The 25,174-nt window shown below is 74.8% G+C and carries 24 protein-coding genes; 13 read left to right on the forward strand and 11 right to left on the reverse strand.

All coding sequences use genetic code 11. The features are described from left to right. Positions 1-141 precede the first annotated feature (141 nt). The gene (locus FHX39_RS01135; RefSeq protein ID WP_183336052.1) at positions 142-507 is read left to right on the forward strand and encodes a VOC family protein; all 366 of its coding nucleotides are present in this window, start codon (positions 142-144) and stop codon (positions 505-507) included. Here FHX39_RS01135 and FHX39_RS01140 read toward each other — a convergent pair. Next, complete coding sequence (locus tag FHX39_RS01140; protein WP_183336054.1) at positions 464-1,402, reverse strand: Fpg/Nei family DNA glycosylase; 939 nt, start codon at positions 1,400-1,402, stop codon at positions 464-466. The two genes, FHX39_RS01135 and FHX39_RS01140, sit on opposite strands and share 44 nt — an antisense overlap. A gap of 29 nt (positions 1,403-1,431) precedes the next feature. Here FHX39_RS01140 and FHX39_RS01145 point away from each other — a divergent pair, with 29 nt between their 5' ends. Further along, on the forward strand, positions 1,432-2,790 hold the full coding sequence (locus FHX39_RS01145) for a glycoside hydrolase family 15 protein (RefSeq protein WP_183336056.1): 1,359 nt from the start codon (positions 1,432-1,434) through the stop codon (positions 2,788-2,790). A gap of 28 nt (positions 2,791-2,818) precedes the next feature. Here FHX39_RS01145 and FHX39_RS01150 read toward each other — a convergent pair whose 3' ends face one another. Next, positions 2,819-3,922 carry a YeiH family protein gene (locus tag FHX39_RS01150; RefSeq protein WP_183336058.1) on the reverse strand — a complete coding sequence of 368 codons (1,104 nt, stop codon included), beginning with the start codon at positions 3,920-3,922 and terminating at the stop codon, positions 2,819-2,821. Positions 3,923-4,015: 93 nt separating this feature from the next. On the opposite strand from FHX39_RS01150, the gene FHX39_RS01155 reads away from it, so the two are divergent. After that, positions 4,016-4,930, forward strand: a complete 915-nt coding sequence (locus FHX39_RS01155) for a LysR family transcriptional regulator (protein WP_183336060.1) — start codon at positions 4,016-4,018, stop codon at positions 4,928-4,930. 30 nt (positions 4,931-4,960) lie between these two features. Here the strand turns inward: FHX39_RS01155 and FHX39_RS01160 are convergent, their stop codons facing one another. Next, on the reverse strand, positions 4,961-5,419 hold the full coding sequence (locus FHX39_RS01160; protein ID WP_183336062.1) for a MarR family winged helix-turn-helix transcriptional regulator: 459 nt from the start codon (positions 5,417-5,419) through the stop codon (positions 4,961-4,963). Positions 5,420-5,490: 71 nt separating this feature from the next. On the opposite strand from FHX39_RS01160, the gene FHX39_RS01165 reads away from it, so the two are divergent. Both FHX39_RS01165 and FHX39_RS01170 read left to right on the forward strand, forming a co-directional pair. Next, the gene (locus FHX39_RS01165; protein ID WP_183336064.1) at positions 5,491-5,775 is read left to right on the forward strand and encodes a hypothetical protein; all 285 of its coding nucleotides are present in this window, start codon (positions 5,491-5,493) and stop codon (positions 5,773-5,775) included. A 52-nt stretch (positions 5,776-5,827) separates the two neighbouring features. Continuing rightward, entirely contained in the window at positions 5,828-6,817 is a 990-nt protein-coding gene (locus tag FHX39_RS01170; protein ID WP_183336066.1) for a DUF3224 domain-containing protein, read from the forward strand. Positions 6,818-6,860: 43 nt separating this feature from the next. Here FHX39_RS01170 and FHX39_RS01175 read toward each other — a convergent pair whose 3' ends face one another. After that, complete coding sequence (locus FHX39_RS01175) at positions 6,861-8,120, reverse strand: ROK family protein (protein WP_183336068.1); 1,260 nt, start codon at positions 8,118-8,120, stop codon at positions 6,861-6,863. Between the two features lie 365 nt (positions 8,121-8,485). Here FHX39_RS01175 and FHX39_RS01180 point away from each other — a divergent pair, with 365 nt between their 5' ends. Together FHX39_RS01180 and FHX39_RS01185 are read left to right on the forward strand one after the other, a co-directional pair. Beyond that, positions 8,486-9,235 carry a class I SAM-dependent methyltransferase gene (locus tag FHX39_RS01180; protein ID WP_198423213.1) on the forward strand — a complete coding sequence of 250 codons (750 nt, stop codon included), beginning with the start codon at positions 8,486-8,488 and terminating at the stop codon, positions 9,233-9,235. Next, a complete protein-coding gene (locus tag FHX39_RS01185) occupies positions 9,232-10,800 on the forward strand; it encodes an FAD-dependent oxidoreductase (protein WP_183336071.1) in 1,569 nt (522 codons plus the stop codon). The genes FHX39_RS01180 and FHX39_RS01185 overlap by 4 nt, the downstream gene beginning before the upstream one ends. 139 nt (positions 10,801-10,939) lie before the next feature. On the opposite strand, the gene phoA is transcribed toward FHX39_RS01185, so the two are convergent. Beyond that, positions 10,940-12,379, reverse strand: a complete 1,440-nt coding sequence (gene phoA / locus FHX39_RS01190) for an alkaline phosphatase (protein WP_183336073.1) — start codon at positions 12,377-12,379, stop codon at positions 10,940-10,942. A gap of 292 nt (positions 12,380-12,671) precedes the next feature. Here phoA and FHX39_RS01195 point away from each other — a divergent pair, with 292 nt between their 5' ends. Next, positions 12,672-13,592 carry an EthD domain-containing protein gene (locus FHX39_RS01195; RefSeq protein WP_198423214.1) on the forward strand — a complete coding sequence of 307 codons (921 nt, stop codon included), beginning with the start codon at positions 12,672-12,674 and terminating at the stop codon, positions 13,590-13,592. 19 nt (positions 13,593-13,611) lie between these two features. Here the strand turns inward: FHX39_RS01195 and FHX39_RS01200 are convergent, their stop codons facing one another. The 5 genes from FHX39_RS01200 to idi form a co-directional block, all read right to left on the reverse strand. Beyond that, positions 13,612-14,670 (reverse strand): DUF5914 domain-containing protein, encoded by a 1,059-nt coding sequence (locus FHX39_RS01200; RefSeq protein ID WP_332836605.1) that lies wholly within the window; start codon positions 14,668-14,670, stop codon positions 13,612-13,614. Further along, a complete protein-coding gene (locus FHX39_RS01205) occupies positions 14,667-15,644 on the reverse strand; it encodes a phytoene/squalene synthase family protein (RefSeq protein WP_183336075.1) in 978 nt (325 codons plus the stop codon). Before FHX39_RS01205 ends, FHX39_RS01200 begins: the two co-directional genes overlap by 4 nt. Beyond that, positions 15,641-17,131 carry a phytoene desaturase family protein gene (gene crtI / locus FHX39_RS01210; RefSeq protein ID WP_183336077.1) on the reverse strand — a complete coding sequence of 497 codons (1,491 nt, stop codon included), beginning with the start codon at positions 17,129-17,131 and terminating at the stop codon, positions 15,641-15,643. Before crtI ends, FHX39_RS01205 begins: the two co-directional genes overlap by 4 nt. Positions 17,132-17,234: 103 nt before the next feature. Beyond that, positions 17,235-18,434 (reverse strand): polyprenyl synthetase family protein, encoded by a 1,200-nt coding sequence (locus FHX39_RS01215; RefSeq protein WP_183336079.1) that lies wholly within the window; start codon positions 18,432-18,434, stop codon positions 17,235-17,237. A gap of 7 nt (positions 18,435-18,441) precedes the next feature. Next, on the reverse strand, positions 18,442-19,011 hold the full coding sequence (gene idi / locus FHX39_RS01220; protein WP_183336082.1) for an isopentenyl-diphosphate Delta-isomerase: 570 nt from the start codon (positions 19,009-19,011) through the stop codon (positions 18,442-18,444). Between the two features lie 272 nt (positions 19,012-19,283). Here idi and FHX39_RS01225 point away from each other — a divergent pair, with 272 nt between their 5' ends. Next, the gene (locus tag FHX39_RS01225) at positions 19,284-20,522 is read left to right on the forward strand and encodes a DUF1972 domain-containing protein (RefSeq protein WP_232530559.1); all 1,239 of its coding nucleotides are present in this window, start codon (positions 19,284-19,286) and stop codon (positions 20,520-20,522) included. 31 nt (positions 20,523-20,553) lie between these two features. Here FHX39_RS01225 and FHX39_RS01230 read toward each other — a convergent pair whose 3' ends face one another. Further along, positions 20,554-21,690: a glycosyltransferase family 4 protein gene (locus tag FHX39_RS01230; protein WP_183336086.1), complete on the reverse strand. Its 1,137-nt coding sequence runs from the start codon at positions 21,688-21,690 to the stop codon at positions 20,554-20,556. Positions 21,691-21,732: 42 nt separating this feature from the next. On the opposite strand from FHX39_RS01230, the gene FHX39_RS01235 reads away from it, so the two are divergent. The 4 genes from FHX39_RS01235 to FHX39_RS01250 are packed head-to-tail and all read left to right on the forward strand — an operon-like array spanning position 21,733 to position 25,056. Then, positions 21,733-22,533, forward strand: a complete 801-nt coding sequence (locus FHX39_RS01235; protein ID WP_183336087.1) for a CDP-alcohol phosphatidyltransferase family protein — start codon at positions 21,733-21,735, stop codon at positions 22,531-22,533. A 10-nt stretch (positions 22,534-22,543) separates the two neighbouring features. Beyond that, positions 22,544-23,332, forward strand: coding sequence for an adenylyltransferase/cytidyltransferase family protein (locus FHX39_RS01240; protein WP_183336089.1), 789 nt, complete (start codon positions 22,544-22,546; stop codon positions 23,330-23,332). Between the two features lie 9 nt (positions 23,333-23,341). Further along, a complete protein-coding gene (locus FHX39_RS01245; protein WP_183336091.1) occupies positions 23,342-24,292 on the forward strand; it encodes a glycosyltransferase family 2 protein in 951 nt (316 codons plus the stop codon). After that, positions 24,289-25,056, forward strand: a complete 768-nt coding sequence (locus tag FHX39_RS01250; RefSeq protein ID WP_198423215.1) for a polysaccharide deacetylase family protein — start codon at positions 24,289-24,291, stop codon at positions 25,054-25,056. The genes FHX39_RS01245 and FHX39_RS01250 overlap by 4 nt, the downstream gene beginning before the upstream one ends. The last annotated feature ends 118 nt before the right edge of the window (positions 25,057-25,174 follow it).

Here is a 25,174-nt window from a genome sequence, read left to right on the forward strand (position 1 = left end):
AACTGCTCGAGCACTGTACGGCTCGGCGGGCTCACCCGCAGCCGTCCCGGATCGCGCCCGGTCCGCGGCCGATGAGTCCGGGGGAGGACGGTGGTCCCAGTGATGCAGGCACCCGCACCAGCACCCGACGGAAGGACCACCATGCTCGGCAGCTCAGAGGCGTTCCACGGCTTCTCCGTCGACGACGTCGAGGCGGCACGGACCTTCTACGCGGACACGCTCGGCCTGGAGGTGACCGAGGAGAACGGCATGCTCTTCCTCCACCTCGCCGGCGGCACCCGGACCCTCGTCTACCCCAAGCCCGGCCACGTGCCGGCGACGTACACGATCCTCAACTTCCCCGTGCCCGACGTCGAGGTGGCGGTGGACGCCCTCGTGGAGCGCGGGGTGGTCTTCGAGCGCTACGACTGGGTGAAGGACCCGAAGGGCATCCAGCGCGGGTACGGACCCGCGATCGCCTGGTTCACCGACCCGGCCGGGAACGTGCTGTCCGTGATCGAGGACTGAGCCCTCCCGACCGCGTCGTGCCGGCGGCCAGGGGCCGGTCCCAGGCGCGCGGCGCGGCGACGGGACCGGTGCGCGTGTCCTCGGGTCCCGGGCCGGGCTGGCAGTGGGGGCACCACCACGTCCGGCGACGTTCCGCGTCGCCGGGGACCTCGTCGACGACCCGGACCGGCGTGCCGCAGCGCAGGCAGGCCTGCCCGGCCCGGCCGGAGACCCAGTGCTGGCGCCCGTCGCGGCTGTCGCCGGTCGTCACCTGGTAGGCGTTCGCGACGTAGGCCGAGTGCCGCAGGCAGCGCCGGGCCAGGGCCACGAGGGCCGGGACGTCGAGCTCGCCCACGGGCGTCCAGGGGCTGGTCCCGCGCAGGAAGCAGAGCTCGTTGACCCACAGGTTGCCCAGGCCGGCCAGGTTCCGCTGGTCGAGCAGGGCGGCGGCGACGGGTCGCTCCGGCCGGGACCCGAGGCGGCGTACGGCCTCGGTCGCGTCCCAGTCCGCCCGCAGCGGGTCCGGGCCGAGGTGGCCGACCGCCTCGGCCTCCTGCGAGGTCGGCAGGACCTCGACGACCGGCAGGTCGAGCCCGTACGCGGTGGCCCCGTCGTCCAGCTCGAGCAGCACGCGCACCTGGTCCATCAGGTGGCGCGGCAGGCGCTTGCCCGCGCCGACGACCGTCCAGCTGCCCGACATCTTGAGGTGCGTGTGGAGGGTGAGCGGCTCGCCCTCGGTGGTGAGGAACCGGGTCAGCTGGTGCTTGCCGTGCGTGCCGATGCCCGTGATCGTCGCTCCGGCGAGGTCCACGGTCGCGAACGCCGGCACCCGCAGTTCCCCGTGGACGACGCGTCGACCGACCAGCGCGGGCTCGAGCCGCCGGACCAGGCGGTAGATGCTGTCTCCCTCGGGCACGCCTCCAGTGTGCGCACTAGGGTCTCGTCATGGCGGTGGCGGCGGTTCTCCCGGGCGTGGTCGCCCGGCCGCGCCTGGGTCTGGCCCGGCTCCCCGTCCCGCTCACCCTGGGCCTCTGCCTCGCGCTCCTGCTCACCGCCGGCGGGGTGGTCCTCGCCCGCGTGGCGCCGCACGACGCCGAGGTCCCGCTCTACAGCGGCACGGTCGCGGTGGGTCCGGGCGGTGCGGTGGGCGAGGTCGCGCCGGGCGCCGGCACCGTCGTCCCCGGGACCCGGGTGCTCGCCGGGCCGGGCAGCGCCGCCGCCGTGGCCGCCGAGCAGGCCTGGCTGGCCGCGGGGACGGTCCCGGCGGTCCCCGAGCTGGGCGCCGACAGCGACCTGGTCCGCGGCGCCCTGCTCGACCTGCACGTGCTGACCCAGACCTACGGCGTGCCCGTCGCCGGCTGGACCGGGGCCTGGCGCTACGTCTGGCCGCGCGACGCGGCCTTCGCGGCGGTCGCGTTCGCCCGGACCGGCCACGGGGACGACGCCGGACGGGTCCTCGACTTCCTCGGCCGTGTGCAACCCGGCTCCGGCGTCTTCCAGGCGCGCTACCTGCCTGACGGCAGCGGCGTCCCCGACGACCGCGGCACGCAGCTCGACGGGGTCGGGTGGGCGCTCTGGGCGACCGCCGGCGTGGCCGAGACGCTGCCGCCGGCGGAGCGGCCGGCCTTCGTCGCGCGGCACCGGGCGCTCGTGGACACCTCGACCGCCGCCGCGCTGGCTGCGATCGACCGGCCGGGCGACCTGCCCCCGGCCTCGCCGGACTACTGGGAGGTCCCCGAACGTCGGACGACGCTCGCCACCGCAGCGGTGCTGCGCGCCGGGCTCGAGGCGTCCGCCCGGCTGGAGACGACCGCGGGTGACGGCCCGGCGGCCGCGCGCGCGGCCGCGGGTGGGGCCCGGCTGAGCCAGGCGATCAGCCGGGACTTCGCCCCGCGCGGCTTCCCCCGGCGCCTCGGCGGCCGCGCCGGCAGCGTCGACCTCGGGGTCGCGTTCCTGCTGCCGCCCTTCGCCGAGTCCGTCGACCCGGTCGCGTATGCGCGGTTCGAGACCGCGCCCGCCGCGCTGACCCGCCCGGCGGGCGGTCTCGCCCCGGGCGGGTCCTGGAAGCGGGACGGGGTGAGCTGGACCCCCACGACGGCCACCTGGGCGCTCGTGGCGGCCGGCATCGGCGACCGCGAGCAGGCCGTCGCCCGGCTGGCCTGGCTGCAGGACCACCGCACGCCGGAGGGGTCGCTGCCCGAGAAGGTGCTGGCGGACGGGCGCCCGGCCGCCGTCGCGCCGCTGGCCTGGACCGCCGCCGCGGTCGTGCTCGCCGCCGACGAGCTGTCGCGTCCTCGACCCTGACGTCGCGTGCCGTCGACGCGCGGCGCGCTCAATGCCGGAGCAGCAGCACCCCGGCGTACGCGGTCCCGGCGACCAGCGCCCAGGAGGCGAGGCCGAGCACCAGGGACCGCCCGCCGGTGCGGCGCAGCGTACGGAGGTCGATCCCGGTGCCGAGCCCGGCCAGGGCCGCCACCAGGAGCACCGACTGCGCGTGCTTGGCTCCGGTCAGGACGGCGCCCGGCAGGAGGCCGGTGCTGGTGACGGCGATCGCGAGCAGGAAGCCGACGACGAAGAGCGGGACGACCGGAGCGCGACGCAGGGCCGCGGGGCGCGACCCGTCAGCGGTGGTCAGCCGTGCCCGACGGCGCCGGGCCAGCCCGACCCCGGCGACCAGCGGGGCCAGCAGGACGACCCGGCTGAGCTTGACCACCACGGCGGTCGTCAGCGCGCCCGGGACCCGGTCGGCGGTCGCGACGGTCTGGCCCACGTCGTGCACGCTCGCGCCGACCCAGCGGCCGAAGTCCGTCGGGTCGAGCCCCAGCGGCACGCGGAGCAGCGGCAGCAGCACGATCGCGAGGCTGCCGCAGAGCGTGACGAGGGCGATCGCCACCGCCGTGTCGTCCTCGTCGCCGTCGGCCACGTCCGACATGGCCGCGATCGCGGAGGCCCCGCAGACGGAGAAGCCGGTGGCCACGAGCAGGGCGCGGGCGCGGGGGACGCGGAGCACCCGACCGAGCAGCTGCGTGCCGACGAAGGTCACGCCGACCGTCGCGACGACCACGCCGAGGCCGCCGAGGCCGAGCTCGCGCAGCTGGGGCAGCCCGAGCTGGAGCCCGAGCAGGACGACGGCGATCCGCAGCAGCCGGTGCGAGGCGACGTGGGTGCCCGCGCGCAGGACCGGTCTGTGCAGGCCCAGGTTCGCGGCGGCGGCGCCGACCACCACGGCGACGGTGGAGGGATTGAGTCCCGGGACCACGTGGGCGAGGCCGAAGGAGAGCGCCGTGGCCGCCCCCACCGCGGCCAGGCCCGGCAGCACGGACGGCGCCGGCCCGCCCGACCGGTGACCGAGCAGGTGCCGCACGTCCAACGGGGCCAGGTCGCAGTCGGGTCGGCAGCGGCTGCGGGGCCGAGCCGGCGCGGTCGTGGTGGTCATGGGACCAGCGTGCGGGTCCCGAGCCGTCGGCAGTAGGAGGCTTCGGGGCATGGATCCATCAGGGCGGCTGATGGCCGGCGATAAGGTTCACCCGTGGTCTCTCCCCGCGTGCCGGACCTCGACAGCCTGGCTCTCCTGCTCGAGATCGCCCGGACGGGCTCCCTGGGGCGGGCGGCCGCGGCGCACGGCATCAGCCAGCCCGCGGTGTCGGCCCGCGTCCGCACGATGGAGGGGCTGGTCGGCGTCCCGCTCGTCGCCCGCACCGCCCGCGGGTCGACGCTGACGCCGGCCGGTGTGCTGGTGGCCGGCTGGGCGCGCGACGTGCTGGCCGCCGCCGAGGTGCTCGACGCCGGCATCACCTCGCTCCGGGCCAGCGACGAGCAGCGGCTGCGGGTCGGGGCCAGCATGACCGTCGCGGAGCACCTGCTTCCGCGCTGGCTCGTGCGGCTCGCGGCGGAGCGGCCGCTGACCGAGGTGAGCCTGGAGGCGATGAACTCGAGCCAGGTCGCGCTCGCCGTGCTCGCCGGTCGGGTCGACCTCGGTTTCGTCGAGGGCCCCGACGTCCCCGACGGGCTGGCCGACGAGGTCGTGGCGCACGACCGGCTGGTCGTGGTCGTGGCGCCCGGTCACCCCTGGGTGCGGCGCCGCCGGGTCGACGCGGCCGAGCTGGCGGCGACCCGGCTCGTGCAGCGTGAGCCGACTTCGGGGACCCGAGGCGCTCTCGAGGCCGCGCTCGCCGCGTACGCGCCGATGGCCGCGCCGGTCCTGGAGCTGTCCACGACGAGCGCGGTCAGCGGTGCGGCCGCGGCCGGGGCCGGGCCGGCGGTGCTCAGCCGGCTGGCGGTCGGCGACGACCTGGACCGTGGCCGCCTCGTCGAGGTCGCGACCACTGGCGTCGACCTGACGCGGGTGCTGCGCGCCGTGTGGGTCCCCGGTCGCCGGCCGAGTCCGCCGGCGCGGGACCTGCTGCGGATCGCGACCACCCCGCCGGTGCGGTCGCGTCGCTGACGCCTCGGCCTCGACCCGTTCTCGCGAGCCTCAGCGGGCGACGGCCTGCGCCACCCGGCTCTTGGTGATCAACGGGGTCAGGGCGGCGTGCAGGGCCTGCACCTCGTCGAGCGTGAGGTCGAGCCGCTCCATCACCGTGCCGGGGACCTCGAGCGCCTCCGTGCGCAGCTCACGCCCGGCGTCGGTGAGGGTGACGCGGAGGGTGCGCTCGTCGGCCGGGTCGCGGCGTCGGTCGACCAGGCCCAGCCCCTCCAGCCGCTTGATCAACGGCGACGCCGTCGCCAGGTCGAGCTGCAGCAGCCGGGCGACGTCGGACACCGAGAGCGGCGACTGCTCCCACAGGGCGAGCATGACCAGGTACTGCGGGTGGGTCAGCCCGAGGCGCTCGAGCACCGGCCGGTAGACCCCGATCACGCTGCGGGAGGCGACGGCGAGGGCGAAGCAGACCTGGCGCTCCAGCGCCAGCGGGTTCACCTCGGTGTCGATCATGCTCTGACTTTACGCGTACGCAGATACTTCGTACACTAAGTGTTGTGACACGAACCGACAGGGCAGTGGATGTGGAAGACCGTTTCGGGCTCTGGTACCGCTTCAAGTCGCTGGTGGTCTTCAACCTGCTCTACATCGCCGGCCCCGCGCAGCTCGACCGGCACCTCGACCCGCGCAAGGCGGTCGAGCAGGAGTACGAGCGGCGGCGCGACCTGCACCGCGAGCGGCTGGGCAAGCCGCCCGTGGTGAAGAAGGACCCCGGGAAGGACGACGGCGTCGACCCGGTCGTCCTGTGCGCCGTGGGCGGGGTGCTGGCCCTGGTCGTGCTCTTCGTCTGGGCGCTCGCGTCGCGCTGACCCGCCCGGCGCGGACGGTACGGTGCCCGTCCCGGACGAGAGGCGGACCACCGTGCGTCAGCTGACCTACTTCATCGCCGCCACGCTGGACGGTCGGGTCGCCGCGCCCGACGGGGCGTTCGACCTCTTCACGACCGAGCCCGCCTACCTGACCGAGCTGGCCGCGGAGTGGGGCGACGCCTTCCCGACCGCCTTCCACCGGGCGGTCGGCTCGGTGCCGCCGCAGACGCGCTTCGACACGGTGGTGATGGGACGCGGGACCTTCGAGCCGGCGCTCGCGGCCGGGCTGCGCAACCCGTACGAGCACCTCGAGACCCACGTCTTCTCCGCGACCCTGGACCCGGCCGAGGTGCCGGACGTCCACGTGGTGCCCGGGGACGCGGTCGCGCGGGTGCGGGAGCTCAAGGCGGGCGACGGGGCAGGCATCTGGCTGTGCGGCGGGGGTCGCCTCGCCGCGGCGCTCACCGACGAGATCGACCGGCTGGTGATCAAGCTCAACCCGCTGACCCTGGGCGCCGGGCGCCCGCTGCTCGAGGGCCCGTTCGCGCCGGCGCGCTGGCGGCTCCGGTCGAGCCGCACCTACGACGACGCCGGGGTCGTCCTGCTCGAGTACGAGCGTCCTGACGCGGTCGACGGCGCGGCGGGCAGCGGGCCGGCCGTCCGGCTGGCGCGCGGGACCTTCGACGTCGGGCTGCGCCCGGCCGGACCCGAGCTCGGAGGTGCGGTGGGGCGCTTCGACTTCGACAAGACGTTCCACGGCGACCTCGACGCCCGGGGGACCGGCGTGATGCTCACGGCCGGCGACCCCCAGCAGGGGTCGGCCGGCTACGTGGCGCTCGAGTCGTTGACGGGACGCCTGGACGGTCGTCGCGGCAGCGTCGTGCTGCAGCAGCTCGGGCACCTGGTCGACGGTGCGCAGACCCTGACCTACCAGGTGGTCCCGGGGTCCGCGACGGGTGACCTCGCCGGCCTCACCGGCGACCTCGAGCTGACGGTCGACGACGACGGCACCCACCACTACGTGCTGACCTACCGGGGCTGAGCGACCGGTACCTGGGCTACCCGGGACCGGCCCGGCACCCGGGTCAGCGCAGCGGGGTGGTGAGCGCCAGCGGGTCGTAGAGGCAGGCGTCGCGCGCGGCGAGGACGGCACCGGCGGTGACCGGCGGGTCCTGGTCCGTGACGAGGATCTGGGTGTCCGCGTACGGGCCCTCGTGCACCCGGGCCCGGAGCTGACGGTCCAGCGCCGGCATCAGGAAGGGCGCGAGGCGGCCGAGGTAGCCACCGAGGATCACGGCGTGCGGGTTGACCGAGCCGAGGACGTCGTCGACGGCCCGCCCGAGCGAGGACCCGGCCTGCTCCAGCGCGGCGAGCACGCCGGCGTCGCCGTCGCGCGCCCCCTCGACCAGCAGGCTGACCGCCTGCTCGGGGTCGGTGACGACGAGCTCGGCCGCCTGCTCGGCGTCGCGCAGGCCGGCCCGGGCGAGCAGCTCCTGGACGCGCAGCACGGAGTTGAGGCAGCCCAGACGGCCGCACCAGCACTCGGGGCCGTCGGCCTGCACGTGGAGGTGGGCCAGGTCGCCGGCGCCGCCCCCCGCACCGCGGAAGATCTCGCCGTTGACGACGAGGGCGCTGCCGACCTCGGACAGACCGCCGAAGTAGGCGGCGACCGTGGTGGCCGGGTCGCTCAGCAGGACGCGGGCGGCGTAGAGGCCGGCGAGGTGGAAGTCGGAGGAGATGCCGACGCTCACGTCGGTCAGGCCGGTCTCGCCGAGGGCGGCGCGCACGGCCTTGCCGACGCCGGCGCCGTCCCAGCCCAGCGCACGGGAGGTGACGCTCGTCCCGTCGAGCCCGACGTAGCCCGGGACCGCGATCTCGACCGCGACGAGCTGGTGGCCCTCGGGGACGCGCGACAGCTGGCTGGCGATCGCGTCGGCGAGCACCAGGGCGCCGTCGTGGTCGTCCGCGAAGACGGCGGACAGGGTGTCCTGCCACAGCTCGGTGCCACCGACGGTGGAGCCCTGCACGTGCACGCGGTCGACCTCCACGTGGACGCCCATGACGCACCAGGGCTCGCCGTCGAGCGCGATCGGACGGGTGGGTCGTCCGGCACCGGGGCGGCGGATGGGGTCGAGCTCGGCGACGAGGCGGCGCGAACGGAGGTCGCCGACGAGGTCGGTCATCGTCGAGACGCCGAGGCCGCAGCCCCGCGCCGTGTCGTGCCGGCTGCTCGGGCCGTGGTCACGCAGGTACCGCAGGATCGCCGTCAGGTTGCTCTGCCGCAGCTCTCCCGAACCGCCGCCCCGCGAGACGTTGCCGTCTCTCAGACCGGTCGGCTCAGCCATACGTATCCCCGCCATGAGAACCAACTTAACCGTTGAATTGGAAACTGACGCGTTCTGGCAAACCCTGCAGAAATCTTGACCAAACGCCAACGTCACAAGGATTTTCCGCGGCGCCGCCGAATGGGCGTGACCGTCCCGACCAGGGGAGCGAAGCCCCTGGCCACGGGCAGGTAACGGCCCGAGAGCCGCTGCTGGAGGCCTCCGACGGCCCGGGCGTGACGGGCTGACAACGCTGTCTCACGGAACGATACGTCGCGCGCGACCGATCGCTCGGGGCTCGCCCCGGCCGTCCTGCCGATGCCTTCGCTAAGGTTTCCCCGCGCCGGTGCCGGACCGGCCCCGCAGCGCCAGGAGACCCCCGCACCGTGACCGACTCCGCCCGTCTCGACGTCGACGACGTGCCCGCCGCGTTCACCGAGGCGGCGTCGCGCTACGACCGTATGGTGTCGCTGAACCCCGGCTACCACCGCCACCTCCGCTCGGCGGCCTCGGCCCTCCTCGAGACGCTCGACCCGCACCGTCCGCTGCGCGTGCTCGACCTGGGCTGCGGCTCCGGGGCCTCCACCCGGGCGCTGCTCGCCGCGGCGCGCGAGGAGGGGGCCGAGATCCGCGTGACCGGTGTCGACGCGTCCGCCGGGATGCTCGAGCAGGCCGAGGCCAAGACCTGGCCCGCCGGCGTCGACTTCCACCAGGGCCTGGCCCAGGACCTCGGGGAGCAGCGCGCGGCCTGGGGGCTGGAGGCACCCGCGGACGGCGTGCTGGCCGCGTACCTCTTCCGGAACGTGACCGAGCGCGACGCCGTCCTGGCCGACGTGCACGACCTGCTCTCCGGGGGCGGGACGCTGGTCGTCCAGGAGTACTCGGTCGCCGGCTCGCCGTTCGCCTCCGCGACCTGGACGATGGTCTCCTGGGCCGTGGTCATCCCGCTCGCCTGGATCACCTCGCGCCAGACGCGCCTCTACCGCTACCTGTGGCGCAGCGTCCAGGGCTTCGACTCCGTCCAGACCTTCACCGACCGCCTGTACGCGGCCGGCTTCGTCGACGTCGAGGTCCGGACGGTCCCGGGGTGGCAGCACGGCATCCTCCACACCTTCCGCGCCCGAAAGCCAGCGTGAGCCTCTTCCCCGTCACCCGCCGGTCCCGTCCCTGGCACCCCGGACGGGACCCGCGGGCCGTCCGGCACCCCGCCCTCCCCGGTCTGGACCGCGCGGCCGAGGGCGCCGGCCCCGTGGTCGTCGTCGGTGGCGGGGTCGCCGGCCTCGCGGCGGCGACCGGCCTCGCGGAACGTGGCGTCCCGGTCGTCCTCGTCGAGCCCCAGGACGAGCTGGGCGGCCGCGTCCGGGCCTGGGCGCTGGAGGACGGGCGGAGCATGAGCCGCGGCTTCCACGCCTTCTTCCGCCAGTACTACAACCTGCGGTCCCTGCTGCGTCGTGCCGACCCGGGGCTCGACCACCTCGTGCCGATCGAGGACTACCCGCTGGTCATGGCCGACGGGCCGGAGGACTCCTTCACCGGCATCCCGCGTACGCCGCCCCTCAACCTCGCCGCGTTCGTGGCCAAGAGCCCGTCGTTCACGCTGCGGGACCTGACCCGGGTCGACGCCGGCGCCGCCATGGAGCTGCTCGACGTGGCGTTCCCGGCCACGTTCTCCGACTACGACGGCGAGAGCGCCGCCCACTTCCTCGACCGCCTGCGCTTCCCCCCGCTCGCCCGTCACCTCGCCCTGGAGGTGTTCGCCCGGAGCTTCTTCGCCGACCCGGACGACTTCGCCGCCGGCGAGCTCGTGGCGATGTTCCACGCGTACTTCCTCGGCTCCTCGGAGGGTCTGCTCTTCGACGTGCCCGACGACGACTACGAGACGACGCTGTGGGGTCCGGTGCGACTCCACCTCGAAGGGCTCGGCGTCGACGTCCGGACGGGTGCCTCGGTCACGGGGCTGGACCTGTCCGGCGCGGGCGCGGCGGTCGTCACGCTGGCCTCGGGCGAGGAGCTCGAGGCGGCGGCGGTGGTGCTGGCCGCCGACCCGACCACCGCGCGCGGGCTGCTGCTCGCCTCGGGGATCGAGGACGAGGCCTGGCGGGAGCGGGTCGCCCTCCAGCGTCTCGCCCCGCCGTTCGCGGTCTGGCGGCTGTGGCTGGACCGGCGCGCGGCGCCCGGGCGACCCCCGTTCCTGGGCACCAGCGGCTTCGGGCCGGTGGACAACGTGTCGCTGCTCGAGCAGTTCGAGGCCGGGGCGCGGGCGTGGTCCGACGAGCACGGCGGCTCGGTCGTCGAGCTCCACGCGTACGCGCTCCCGCACGAGGACGGCGTGGTCGACGAAAAGGCCCTGAGGGCGCGGATGCGGGTCGAGCTGGCCCGGGTCTGCCCCGAGCTCACGCACGCCGTGGCGGTGCACGAGGAGTGGCTCGTCCGGCGCGACTGCCCGCTCGCGGCGCCCACCCCCTGGGCCGACCGGCTCACCGTCTCGACCCCGGACCCGCGGCTCGTGCTCGCCGGCGACGGCGTGCGGTGCGACTACCCGGTGGCGCTGATGGAGCGGGCCGCGACGACCGGCTTCCTGGCCGCCAACCGCCTCCTCGCCGACGTCGGCGTCCGCGGCCACGACCTGTGGAGCGTCCCGATGCAGGCCCGCAACCGCGTCAGCGCACCGCTCCACCGCCTGCTCCTGCGCGTCTCCTGAGCGGGCGGCCAGGACGCACGAGCGCCCCCTGAGCCCGTCGAAGGGCCCCGAAGGGGTCCGCTCCTCGTAGGAAGCGCCGACCTCTCCGAGGCCCTCCGACAGGCTCAGGGGGCGTTCTCCGTCCCCTGGCCTGCGCTGACTAGCCCTTGGCGGGCGTCTTGAGCTTGAGGGCTCGCGCGATGGTGAAGTGCAGGTCGGTCTGGTCGGTCAGCCCGACGACGTTCGCGGCCTGCGGGCCGTAGCCGGCGATGCGGACCTGCGTCCCGGTGTGCTCCTGGCTCTCGCCGGCGGCGGCCGTGCCGTAGCTGATCGTCATCGGCGCCTTGTCTGCGGTCTCCAGCGTCACGGTGAGGCCCGGGGTGTTCGTCCCGGTCTCGACGATCTGGCTGGTGTGGCCGTGGTCGGCCGTGACGAACACCGAGGTGTTCCCCTCGTCCTTGGCGAACTGCAGGGCGACCTTGACGGCCGCGTCGAAGGCGACGACCTCACCGATCTGGCCGCACGCGTTGGCGGCGTGGTCCTGCTTGTCGATGCTCGCGCCCTCGACCTGGAGGAAGAAGCCCTTGTTGCTGTTCTTGAGCAGCGAGATCGACTTCGCCGTCATGGCCGCCAGCTGCGGCTGCGTCTTGGGCAGGTCGGGGTTCGGCGTGCAGCGGGCCGCGGGCTGCTCGGCCCCCGTCGGCGTCGCGGCGGGGCCGGCCAGCTGGACGGGCAGGTTGCCCTCGCCGAAGAGGCCGAGGACGGGCTTGGACTGGTCGGCCTTGGCCACGGCCGCCATCTGCGCGTCCGTCTTCACGACCTGGTAGCCGAGCGCCTGCGCCTGGGCCGAGAGCGTCTGGCCCTTGTACTTGCCGGCCGTGGCCGTCTCGGCGAAGGTCTTGGCGCCGCCACCCATGGTGATGTCGGCGCGGGTCTTGAGGATCTGCTCGGTGATCGAGCCGTCCCCGCCGTTCTCGAGGGCGTTGGTGGGGCAGGTCTTCGTCGTGGCGACCGGGCCGTAGCAGGAACGCGCCGTGACGTGCGAGGCCTCGACCGCCGGGGTGGCGTCCTGGATCTCGGAGGTGGTGATGTTGCCGGTCTTGAGGCCGCGCTGCTTGGCCAGCTCCAGCAGGGTGACCTGCTTCTTGCCCTTGACGTCGACCGAGACCGCGCCGTTGTAGGTCTTGGTGCCGGTGGCCCAGCCGCTGCCGCTGGCGGCGGAGTCGGTCACGTAGTCGGGCTTGCCGGTCTCCTGGTCGAGCGAGAACGTCGTGTACTGACCGGTCATCGGCAGGGCGTCGATGCCGGGGAACCGGCCGTCCGCGCCGAACTGGTAGTTGCGGGCCGACGTGATCTCCGAGTCGCCCATGCCGTCGCCGATGAGGAGGATGACGTTCTTGGCCTTGCCGCCCGCGACGGCCTTGCGCACCTTCTTGGTCTGGTCGCCGTCGAGCCGCGTGGCGCCACCGTGCTTCGCCAGGGCCGCGGGCGTCGTGACCGGACCGGCCACGGCGGCGCCGGCGCTGAAGGCCAGACCCGTCACGGCGAAGGCGACCACGACGGCGCGAGCCCGGGGTCGGGGGAGGGAGAGCTTGGGCATGGGCCTGCTTTCGCTTCGTCGCTCCTGCCCCGTGCAGGAACTGCCCTGATCTGACCCACCGGGGCGGAACAGCGGGTGAACGGGTGCTGAACTCCCGGTCACGGACGCATCAACACTGAGACCCGGCTGTGCGCTCCTGTGCTGACGCTGTGAATGATGATCATGGCTTCGGGGCTCGATCAACAGGCTTGTCCACAGCCTGAGGACGACGATCACGCCGGAGTCCATGATCGACGCGATGATCACCTGCTGGTCACCGGGCCCGGGCCGTCAGTCGTCGTACGGTCGCCGGGTGAGCAACTCGACACCGCCCGACCACGCCGGCCGGGACCGCACCACCGCGATCAGCTCGTACACGACCGTGCTCGGCCGGCTGAGCCTGGCGGAGGAGGACTTCCGCGCCTACTGGCGCGACGTCCACGGACCCCTCTGCTCCCGGGTGCCCGGGCTCGGCTGGTACGTGCAGCATCACTTCGCCCGCCACCACGACGCGCACCTGTGGCCCGGCCCGGAGGGTGCCGACCGGCTGGCCGGCTACGACCTCGACGGGGCCGTGGAGATCGGCTGGGCGGACGCCGCCGCGCAGGCCACGTTCCAGGAGGCGTCGAGCATCCTCTTCTCCGACGAGCAGAACGTCTTCTCCGAGACCGCCGCCTATCCGCTGCCGGCCGGGTCGACCACGCTGCTCGACCGCAACCCCGACGCGACGCCGAACGGGGCGGACCCGTACGACCGCCAGCACGTCCACCTCGGTGTGCGTCCCGGGGCGAGGGACGACGTGGTCGAGCTGCTGAGCCGCGGGCTCACGGAGCTGGCCGCACGGACGGCCGACCTGGTCACGGCCCGGATCCACCCGCTCGAGCCGCACGACAACAGCACGCCCAACCCGCCGGCGCCGGGGGTCGCGCACACGGTCGTCGGCGAGCGGGTGGAGCTGGTCGTGCTCGAGGTCGCGTTCACCGACGCTCTCGCGCGCCGCCGGGCGCTGGCGGACGGACCGCTCGCCGAGGCCAACGCGGCTCTGGGCGGCCTCGTCAGCCACGTCACCCCGTTCGCGGTGAGCAGCGTCTGCACGTTCGTCCGCGACGGGGCGCTGACCGACGCGGGGCTGCGCGGCAGCCGGGTCGCGGAGCTGATCACCGCACTCGCCGCCACCAACCAGGTGGGCGACGACGTCCGGCACCTGATGCGGACCGGACGGCTCGCGGGCTAGAGCTGCCCGCGGACCATGATCAGCCCGGGAACTCGCCGCGGCGGCGCAGCTCGTAGCGCCGCTCGGCGTAGTCGCGGTCGTCCATCCACAGCAGCCGCGTGGTGCGCTTGATCATCGGGATCAGCAGCGGCGAGAGCGCGCTGGCGATCTTGAAGCCGGGTCGGTCGGAGTACGCGATCGTCGCCTCGGTGATCATGGTCAGTGGGCGCCCCTCGGCGTCGACGCCGAGCGGGGTGGCGTGCGTCTCGACGACGCTGCCCTCGCCCTCGCCGTCGGTGATCGTCATGACGATGGTCCGCGAGTCGGGGCACGTGAAGACGGCCTGCACCGGCACGCCCCAGGTCTTGTTCAGCCGGAAGGTCACGTCCGTGACGAGCCGGTCGGGCGTGCTCGCCGCGTCGTCGACGACGAGGTGGCTGAAGGCGTACGGGTGGAACCACGCCCCGTGCCAGGGGTCCAGCCGGTTGGCGATGACGTCCTGCGGCTCGCACACGGCGGGCTCCGCGATCACCGCGGCCACCGAGCCGCGGGCGGGCGGTCGGACCGGCAGCGCGGGGCGGTCGGTCGGGGGCTCGCCGGCGGTCGGCAGCCCGACCCAGATGAGGACGCCGTCGTCGTGGGTCCGGTACGGGCTCCAGGTGCGGTCGCCCTCGCGGGTCAGTGCGAGCCCGTGCCAGCGGCAGTACATCGTGCCGTCGATCACCGGGCAACGGTCCATCAGGGCACCGAGGTGCGGGCAGGAGCCCGGCCCCGCGACCAGCTCACCGCGCTCGTCGCGCCAGAGGACGACCTCGCGGCCCGCGATGGTGCGGGTGGTCGACTCGGTCCGGCCCACGTCGCCGCTGACGCCGGCCACGAACCAGCCGCCGGCGTTGCGCTGCTGGGCCAGCTCGAGCGAGGCACCGATGCGCGAGGGGCGGGCCAGCCGCCACGTCTCGCTCATCTTGTCCTCGCGCGGCTGCGGGACCCGCTCGATGGGGACCCGCGGCCGGGGGCGCCCGGCGACGGGCACCGCGGCCGGCGTCGGCGCGCTGCGGCGGGCGCGGCTCGCCCGCGGACGGTCGGCCTCGAGGGTCACGCCAGCTCCCCTCGGGTCTGGATCCGCCGGGGTCCGAGGACCAGGATGCGCGCGGTCGTCAGCGCCTTGCGCCAGGTCGGCACGCGGACGCGGTCGCTGAACACGTCGTACCCGGCCCGCTCGATCCGGTCGAGGATGCGCGCGTAGAGGACCCGGGCGGCCCCGACGCAGCGCGCGGAACGGGGCGGGAGCAGCGCGATGCCGGTGTCGGCGTGGGCGTACAGCTCGCGGTTGCGCGCGATCTGGAAGGCCAGGCAGGCCCGCCACTCCGGCGTCACCGTCCGGCCACCCGGGGCGAGAAGATCCACCCCGAAGCGCCGCAGGTCCTCCTGCGGGACGTAGACCCGACCCCGGTCGAGGTCCTCGTCGACGTCGCGCAGGAAGTTGGTCAGCTGGAAGGCGAAGCCGAGCGAGCGCGCCGGATCCTTGGCCGCGGGGGAGGTCGGACGCAGGACGGGGAGCATCATCTCCCCGATCACGGCCGCCGAGCCCTCCATGTAGCCGAGCAGGTCCTCCCACCTCTCGTACGTGGTCGTCGTCAGGTCCATCGCCATCGCGGCGAAGAACCGGTCGAAGCACTCGGGGTCGATGGCGCAGAGCCGGACGCTGTGCGCGATCGCCGCCATCACGGGGTCGTCGCTGGAACCCGTGGCGATCGCGACGCGGAACGCCTGCGCGAAGGCCTCGAGCCGGGCGGCCGTCTCGGGGTAGCCCTCGACGGGCACGGGACGACGCGAGTCCGGGTCGGGACCTTCCTCCTGCGGCAGGTCGACGATGTCGTCGGCCAGCCGGCACAGGGCGTAGACCGCGTACACGTGCCGGCGACGTTCCCTGGGCAGCAGCGCCGCGCCCCAGTAGTAGGTCGTGCCGTGCCGCTTCGTCAGCCGCCCGCACTCCGCGTAGCCGGCCGCGAGCTTCGCGGCCTCGGCGGACCCGTCGACGGGGACGGCAAGCTCGACCGGAGTGGAGCTCATCGGCGCCCGCCGGGCAGGTAGTCCGCCACCCGCTTCGCGGCGAGCTTGCCCGAGATCAGGACCATCGGGACCCCCACGCCGGGGACCGTGCCCGAGCCGGCGAAGAACATCCCCGGGAGGCGCTTCTCGACGTTCGGCGGGCGGAACGGCCCGGTCTGGGCGAACGTGTGGGCCAGCGCGAAGGGCGTGCCCGCGGCCATGCCCTGCTCCTGCCACTCGAGCGGCGTCAGGAGCTCCTCGACGACGACGTCGTCGGGGTAGCCGTTCTGGCCCAGGAAGCCGTGCAGACGGTCGCGCATGCGCGGTGCCTCCTGCTTCCAGTCGATCCGGCCGGTGTCGAGGTTCGGGACCGGCTCGAGGACGTAGAGCGACGAGCAGCCCTCGGGGGCCTGGTCGGGGGCGTCGAGCGAGTGCACCGAGACCAGCCGCGACGGGTCGGGCATCAGCGTGCCGCGCTCGAGCAGCGCCTCGAAGGACTCGTCCCACTGCTCGCCGAAGTGGATGTTGTGGTGCGCGGCCTCGGCCGGCGGCATCCCGCGGACGCCGACGTGCCAGACGACCGCGGAGGGGGAGTAGTCGCCCTGGCCGGGACGCGCGGCCCGCGGCGGGCGCAGGTCGGGGAGCAGCTGCTCGTACGCGACCGGGGTGTCGAGCGTGCACACGACGGCGTCGGCGCGCAGCGTCTCGCCGCCGCTGAGCCGGACGCCGGCCACCCGGCCGCTGGGGGAGCGGAGCACCGACTCCACCGTGGAGTCGTACCGCAGGTCCGCGCCGTTCTTCTCCGCCGCGGCCGCCAGGGCCTGCGGGACGGCGTGCATGCCGCCCTCGGGGAAGTAGACGCCCTCGATGCTGTCCATGTAGGTGATCACGGCGTAGATCGCGAGCGCCTTCTCGGGGGCGAGCCCGGCGTACATGGCCTGGAAGCTGAAGAGCTTGACCAGGCGGGGGTCGTGGAAGAACGAGCGGACGGCGTCACCGAGCTTGCGGAACGCGCCGAGCCGCACCAGCTGCGCGGCCGCCCGCGGGCTGCGGAGCAGGTCGAGCGGGGAGTCGAAGTTCGCGTCGATGTAGTGCGGCATCTCGGCGAGGTAGAGCTTGCGGAGCCACGTCACGAACTCCTCGAACGCGGCCGCGTCCACGCTGCCGCAGGTGTCCGCGATCTCCTGGCGCATCGACTCGCGGTCGCCCTTGACCATGATCGTGCTGCCGTCGGCGTAGCGGGCGCGGTAGGCGGGGTCGAGGCGCTTGAGCGGACCGAGCGCGGACAGGTCCGACCCGGCGGCGCGCAGGGCGTCCGAGATCAGGTCGGGCATGGTCAGGACCTTCGGGCCCGTGTCGAAGGAGAAGCCCCCGAGCTGCAGCTGTCCGCTGCGGCCGCCGGGGCCGGACGCCCGTTCGACGACGGTGACCTCGTACCCGGCACCCGTGAGGTGGCAGGCCGCAGCGAGGCCGGCGAGGCCCGCCCCGATGACGATGACGGGACTCAACGAGATCTCCAGGTTCTTCGGGTGGTGCTGCGTGACCGGGCGGTCGCGCGGAGGACGACCGTGGTTGTTCGGGCGGCGGGGGCGCCGCGGATGAGCGCGGGGGTCAGCGGTCTCTCCAGGCGACGAGGTGGGCCATGCCGGTCAGGCCCGCGACCCCGGCCGGGTCGAGCGCGGTCCGGTCCAGGGCGGCACCGGCCGCGCGCACGTGCTCGCTGATGCGGGCCTCCACGGCCTCGACCACGCCCTGCTCGGCCAGCGCGGTCTGCAGCAGGCTCACGTCGGCCGGGCTCAGCTCCGGGGTGCCCACCCGGCGCAGCGTGCGCCGCGCGCCGCCCTGCAGCCGTTCGTCGGCGAGCGCCATGATGACCGTCGGCTTGCCGCTGATCAGGTCGTCGCCCGCCGGCTTGCCGGTCGAGCGCGGGTCGCCCCAGACGCCGAGCAGGTCGTCGCGCAGCGCGAAGGCCTCGCCGACCTCCTCGCCGTAGTCCATCAGCGCGTCGCGCACCTCGTCCGGTGCGCCCGCCGCGGCCGCGCCGAGCTCGAGCGGACGCTGCACGGTGTAGCGGCCGGACTTCATCCGGGCGACCCGACGGGCGTGGTCGAGGTCGCGCCGACCCGCGGCGCTGCCGGTGAGGTCGCGGCTCTGCCCGTGCACGAGCTCGACGACCAGCAGGCGCCAGATCTGGCGCATGGCCCGCGGGAGCTCGGTGACCAGGTGGTCCGCTTCCGCGTGGGCGAGGTCGCCGACGAGCACGGCGATGGACTCCCCGAAGTGGCGTGCGTCCCCTCGGGCCCCCGCGTGCAGGTGCAGCTGCGCGGCGAGCGTGTGCACGGAGGGCTGCCCGCGGCGCGAGTCGGACTCGTCCATCACGTCGTCGTGGATCAGCGCGAAGATGTGGAGCAGCTCCAGCGCGGCACCGGCCCGGACGACGTCCGCCTCGCCCCGGTCGTCACGCCGTCCACCGGCGGCCACCCAGCCCCAGTAGGTCATGCTCGGCCGGATCCGCTTGCCCCCGGTGCCGTTCAGCGCCTGCAGCATCTCGGGGAGGTCGTGGTCGAGCAGGATGTCGGCCGGCGGCGCCGCCGGGCTCCCCGGCCCCAGGGGCGAGGCGAGCTCGACGCGCCAGGTGTGGACCAGCGCCGTGATGGCGGCGCGCAGCGCGCTGTCGACCGCGACGAGGTACTCGTGGGTCAGGGCCGTCGTCGACGCGGGCGGCAGCGTGCGGACGGTGCGGTCGCCCGTCCGTGGGCCGTCGGGGCCCGGGTCGGCGGCGGGGCGACGCGGGCTGGTGGAGGCGGTCACGCAGACCTCATACCCAGACCGACGGCTGCTGGTCGAGCAAGGGGACCTGGAGGGCCGCCCACGGGCTGAAGGCGAACGGGGTCGCCGTCACCGCCGAGGCGAGCGACGTCCACGGCACCCACCGCCACTCCATGACCTCCGAGGCGTTCGGGGACACGCGCGAGCCCGCGTGCGTCTGCGCCACGAACACCGGGCACACCTCGTTCTCCACGACCCCGCTGGCGTCGACGGCGCGGTAGGCGAAGTCGGGGAGCGCGCTGCGGACGGCACCCACCTCGAGCCCGAGCTCGTCGTCGAGGCGGCGGCGGACGGCGTCGGTCGGCTCCTCGCCCGGGCGGGGGTGGCCGCAGCAGCTGTTCGTCCACACCCCGGGCCACGTGCGCTTGCTCAGCGCGCGGCGCGTCAGCAGCACCTGCCCGGCCCCGTCGGTGACGTAGCAGGAGAAGGCGAGGTGCAGCGGGGTCTCGGTGTCGTGGACGGTCGTGCGGGGCGCCGTGCCGACGGGGGTCCCGTCCGCGTCGACGAGGACGACGTCGTCGCCGGCGTGCAGCGGGGGGTGGGCTGTGGTCGCGACCATGGGCCAGACTTTAGTGGCGGTCCGGAGAGCGACGAGGTGCTGACCGTCACACCTCAGCGCTGGGGAGAACGTCCCGGGGGCGTCTCTGCCTACCGTATTATTCGGGGAGCCTGCAGCACGTGTCAGGCGGGCCTCGGGTCGAGTGATCACCGGAGGTCGACAGATCTTCGGGTGCTTTATCAGGTCTGGTTGCGCGGCGTCCTCCACGACGGAGGGCGTCGAGCGCGACCACAGCGGGAAGGACTCCCACGAACGGGTCGATGCGGGTCGCCATGGTCGGCACACGCGGCGTCCCCGCGCGGTACGGCGGCTTCGAGACCTGCGTCGAGGAGGTGGGCCGCCGGCTGGTCGAGGCAGGCCACGAGGTCGTCGTCTACTGCCGTCCCCCCGAGGGCGAGAAGGCCGGGGACCAGCCCGACGAGTACCTGGGCATGCAGCTCGTGCACCTGCCCGCCGTGCGGCACCGGGTCCTGGAGACCCTGTCCCACACCGCCGTGTCGATGATGCACCGCTCGATCTCCGAGGCCGACGTGGCGATCGTCTTCAACGCCGGCAACGCCCCGCTCATCCCCGTCCTGCGCGCGCACGGCATCCCGGTCGCGACCCACGTCGACGGCCTGGAGTGGCGCCGCAGCAAGTGGAGCAAGGTCGGGCGCCGCTACTACCGCGCCGTCGAGGCGCTCGCCGTGCGCTGGTCCGACGCCCTGATCGCCGACGCGGTGGGCATCGCCGACTACTACCGCACGGAGTTCGCCGCGCCGACCGAGCTGATCGCGTACGGCGCCCCGATCCTCACGGACCCGGGTCACGACCGCATCGGCGAGCTCGGGCTGGAGCCCAAGGGCTACCACCTCGTGGTCGCGCGCTTCGAGCCGGAGAACCACGTCCTCGAGATCGTCCGCGGCCACGTGGCCAGCAACGCCGAGCTCCCGCTCGTCGTCGTGGGCTCCTCCCCGTACGGCGAGGACTACACCGCCGAGATCGAGGCCGCGGCGAACGACAACGTCCGCCTGCTCGGCGCGGTCTGGGACCAGACCCAGCTCGACCAGCTCTACGCGAACGCCCTGAGCTACGTCCACGGCCACTCCGTCGGCGGCACCAACCCCTCGCTGCTGCGCGCGACCGGGGCCGGGGCGTACGTCATCGCCTACGACTGCATCTTCAACCGCGAGGTCCTGAACGGCGACGGCGACTACTTCTCCTCGCCCGAGGAGCTGGCGGCCCTGCTGGAGGCCAGCGAGCGCGAGCCCGAGCAGGCGGTCGCCCTCGGGTCGTTCGCCCGCGAGGCCATCCGCCGCTACGACTGGGACGACGTCGCCCGCCGCTACGAGGCGCTGTGCGCCCGGCTCGTCGCCGGTCCCCGCGCCAAGCGCCGCCCGAGCGGTCGCCGGGTCGGGACCTGGGACGAGACGGTCACCGGCTTCGACGCGGCCGGTCCGGCCGTCGCCTTCCGCGAGGTCGGCGACCCGCAGCAGGCCGACCAGCACGGGCGGGCCGACGCGCGCGTCTGACCGACGCGCACCGCCGTCCGAACCGCTCCGCCTAGGCCTCGCCCAGCACCACCGCGCGCCAGCGCTCCGCGAACTCGCGCTCGGTGAAGCGCGCCTCGTAGGTCTCCCGCGCCCGTACGCCCGCAGCCGTCACCCCGGCCCGGTCGAGCCGGCGGAGCACCGCCGCGAGCGCGGCCACGTCGCCCGGCGGGAAGAGCCAGCCGTCCACCTCGGGCGTGACGATGTCGACCAGCCCGCCGCCGGCGCTCGCGACGACCGGACGGGCCCGGGCGAGCGCCTCGATCGCCACCAGGCCGAAGGGCTCGGGCCGGTCGGAGGGGACCACGACGACGTCGGCGGCCTCGAGGTAGGGCGACGGGTCGGGCACCTCGCCGACGACCTCGACGCTGTCCGGGTGGGCCAGTGCGGCGACGAGCCCCGGGACGTCGGTGCGCTCGCCGCTGGCCGGCGGGCCGCCGAGCACGGTCAGCGTCCCCGCCACCTGCGCCGCGTCCCAGGCGGCCAGCAGGGTGCGGTGGCCCTTCCACCCGTTCCACCGGCTGGCCACGACGAAGCGCAGCCCGCCGCTCCGGCCGGCCAGCGGGACGGGCGGCCCGGGGTCGGGCGTCCCGTTCGGCACGACGACCGTGCGCCCGAGCAGGGTGGCGGGCAGCGACCCGGCGGCCGCGCTCGAGATCGCGACCAGCCGGCCGCAGGCGAGGGCCGGTCCGGTGAGGGCGGCGAGGTCGGCCCGCGTCCAGATCTCCTGCACGTGACCGAGCACCCGGGGCACGCGGGCCAGGCGGGCGACCGGGGCGGCCAGCAGGGTGGCGCTCGAGGTGCAGTAGACGGTCGAGGCGCGGACGCGGCGCAGCTCGGCGAGCAGCCGGGCCCCGCGGCCGAGGAGGCGGGCGAGCCCGGCCGGCGTCCGGTACGCCCGGCGCAGGACCGGCACGTCGAGGTGGCGCACGGTCACGCCGCGCTGCTCGAGCACGCGGCACAGGGAGAGCTCGGGCGCAGGGTGCTCGAGGTCGGTGGGGAGCCAGACCTCCAGCCCCGGGACGCGCGGGTCGGCGCGGGCGGCCTCGACCATCTCCAGCAGCATCCGGTCGGCCCCGTAGAGCTCGTCGCTGGGGTGGACGAAGACGAGCGGACCGCGCCGCTCGGTCGGGTGCAGCGGTGCGGGCATGGGCGCACAGTAGTGGCGCCTCCCGGGATAAACTCCGCCCCGATGCCCAGCGACAGCACGACGGACACGCGACCGGGGTTCCGTGACGCGATGACCCGGCTGCGCGGTGCGCAGAAGAGCGCGCGCGGCGGACCGCCGTACTCGATCTTCGTCAACCGCCCGATGGGACGGGTGCTGGCCGCGCTGGCCTTCCGGGCCGGGCTGACCCCGAACCAGGTCACCGCGCTCAGCGCCGTGGCCACGTTCGTGGGCGTCGGTCTCCTCGCGGCCGCACCGGCCTCGTACGTCACGGGCGTCGCCGTCTGCCTGCTGCTCGTCCTGGGCTACGCGCTGGACTCCGCCGACGGCCAGCTCGCCCGGCTGCGTGGTGGCGGCAGCCTGCAGGGGGAGTGGTTGGACCACACGGTGGACTCGCTCAAGGTGGTCGTCGTCCACCTGGCCGTGCTCGTCACCTTCTACCTCCACCTCGACCTCGCGATCGGGTGGCTGCTCGTGCCGCTCGCCTTCGCCGTGGCGTCGAGCGTGCACTTCTTCGGCATGATCCTGGTCGACCTGCTGGGCCGGGCCACGCGGGCCGAGCTGGCCCTGGCGGCCCCGCTCAAGACCGCCCCGGGTGCGTCGACCGCGCTGCTCAAGCTGCCCACCGACTACGGCGTCTTCTGCCTGGCCACCGTGCTGCTGGGCGCGCACACCCTGTTCCTCGGCGTCTACACGCTGCTGGCCGCGGCGACCGTCGGCTACACGCTGCTCGTCGTGGCCAAGTGGCGGCGCGACGTGATCGCCCTCGACGTCCTCCGGACCGGGGCCCGCACGAATGCGGCGCCCGAGGGTCACCGCCGGTAGCGTGACGCCCGTGGACGTCGGACGACTGACCGGTGCGTTCGACCTGCTGACGGTCGCGCAGCTCGACGTGATCGAGCAGGCGCGCGGTCGCTGCGACCGGCTCGTGGCCCGCGTGCGCACCGACGAGCAGGTGCTCCGCATCGAGGGCCTGGCGCCGGTGATGCCCCTGGACGAGCGCGTCAGCCTGGTGGCTGCGCTGCGCGTCGTGGACGACGTGGACGTGGCGGCCGACGACCACCTCGTGGGCCGGACCGAGCGCGGGCTCGCGTACGACTTCGCCGACGCGTCCTCGCCGGCCGAGGGCGAGGTGCTCCGCCCCCGTCCCGACGGCCCCGTCCTGCCCGCCGTGCCCGACTTCCTCGTCCGCACCGACGCGACGGACCCGGGGACGCGTACGGGCTACGTGCCCGGCGGGTGGGACATGTTCCACATCGGCCACCTCCGGATCCTCGAGCGCGCCCGCGCCCAGTGCGACCGCCTGGTCGTCGGCGTCGTCACCGACGAGGCGCTCGTCGCGGCCAAGGGCCGGCCGCCGATGGTGCCGTTCGCCGCGCGCGCGGCCGTGGTCGCCGCCGTCGGCCTGGTCGACGAGGTCGTGGCCGACGCGTCGTCGAACAAGCTGCTCGCCTGGGAGCGGGTCGGCTTCGACGTCCTGTTCAAGGGCGACGACTGGCGCGGGACCGCCAAGGGCGACCGGCTGGAGACCGAGATGGCCCAGGTCGGGGTCGAGCTGCGCTACTTCCCGTACACCCCGCACACGTCCAGCACCGCCCTCCGCTCCGTTCTCGACGCCCGCTAGGCCCGCCCCGTGAGCGCGCGTGTCGTCGTCGGCGTCCCGACCTACCGGCGGCCCGAGGACCTCGCGGCCCTGCTGCCGCTGCTGCTTGCCCAGGCCGACGAGCTCGCCGACCGACGCCTCGACGTGCTGGTGGTCGACAACGACCCGGCCGCCTCGGCGCGCGCCGTGGTGGCGGCGACCGCGGACGACCGGGTCCACTACACCGTGCAGGCGGTGCCCGGCATCGCCGCGGTGCGCAACCGGATCCTCGACGGGGCGGCGGGCGACCTCGGCGCCGACCTGGTGGCGATGATCGACGACGACGAACGTCCCGAGCCCGGCTGGCTCGCCGCGCTCGTGGGCACGTGGGAGCGCACCGGTGCTGCCCTCGTCGCCGGGCGGGTCGTCCCCGAGTTCAGCGGTCCGCTCGACCCCTGGGTCGCCGCCGGCCGGTTCCACACCCGGCGCAACCTGACGACCGGGGCGCCCCTCACCGTGGCCGCGGCCGGCAACCTGCTCCTCGACCTGGGTCAGGTGCGCGACCTCGGGCAGCGCTTCGACGAATCCGTCGGGCTCGCCGGCGGCGAGGACACCCTCTTCAGCCGCGAGCTGCACGCGAAGGGCGCCTCGATGGTCTGGTGCGCCGAGTCGGTCGCGGTCGACCGCGTCCCGCCGGACCGGATGACGCGACGGTGGGTGCTGGAGCGGGCGATGAGCCACGGCGACGCCTGGGTGCGGGTCGGTCTCCGGCTGGCGCCCGGGCCGGCCGGCCGGGCGACGTTCCGGGTGCGTTCCGTCCTCGGCGGTACGGCCCGGGTGGTCCTCGGCGGCGCCCGCGCGGCGGCGGGGGAGGTGCTGCGGCGCCCGGTCGACCAGGCCCGCGGACGCCGCGCCGCGATGCGCGGCGTCGGGATGGTGCGGGGCGCGTGGGGGCTGCACCACGTCGAGTACGCCCGGCCGGAGCACGAGGTCCCGCGGTGACGGCGCGGAGCGGGCTGCCCGCCGCGCTCAAGCGGACGCTGCGCCGGGCGGCCGCACCCCTCGGGTCGGTCGAGGCCGTCCGGACCGCGGCGCCGGAGATCGTGCTGACCTTCGACGACGGACCCGACCCCGTCGGGACGCCGGCCGTCCTGGACGCCCTCGCGGCGCACGGCGCGACCGCCACGTTCTTCGTGCTGATGACCCGGGTCCGTCGGCACCCCGAGCTGCTCGCCCGGGTGCGGCGCGAGGGCCACGAGATCGGCCTGCACGGCGTCGACCACCAGCGGCTGACCCGGTTCTCCGGCGCCGAGGTCCGGGCCCGGACGGCGGCGGCCCGGGCCGAGCTCGAGGCGCTGACGGGGGAGCCGCTCCGCTGGTTCCGCCCGCCGTACGGCGCCCAGATCCCGGCGACCTGGCTGGCGGTGCGGCGGACGGGCCTGATGCCGGTGCTGTGGGGTCCGACCACCTGGGACTGGCGCGACCTGCCCCAGGACGACCGGGTCGCCAAGGCGCTCCAGGGGGCGCGGGCGGGCGCCGTCGTGCTCGGCCACGACGCCTTCGCCGGGGCGTCGGACGGGGCCGGGGGCAGCGCGGAGGACGGCTCCGACGACGGGGGTCAGAGCCTCGTCGAGCCCGACGTGGACCGCTTCGACCTCGTGGACCGGGTGCTCACGGCGTACGGCGAGGTCGGCCTGCGCGGGCGCTCGCTCGGCGACGCCCTCGTCCAGGGCCGGGTCGTCCGGGCCGCCCGCTTCCGCGCGTGAGTTCGCTCACGGCCTGAGCGGCACCCGACCTTCTTGCGGGGAGCGCACGGGGCCTGGTGTGGACAGCGGCCGTGTCCGATTCGTAACCTCGCGACATCGCCGGGGCGGGTCTTCCGCC

This window comes from Microlunatus antarcticus (assembly GCF_014193425.1).
In the GTDB taxonomy this organism is placed as follows: domain Bacteria; phylum Actinomycetota; class Actinomycetes; order Propionibacteriales; family Propionibacteriaceae; genus Microlunatus; species Microlunatus antarcticus.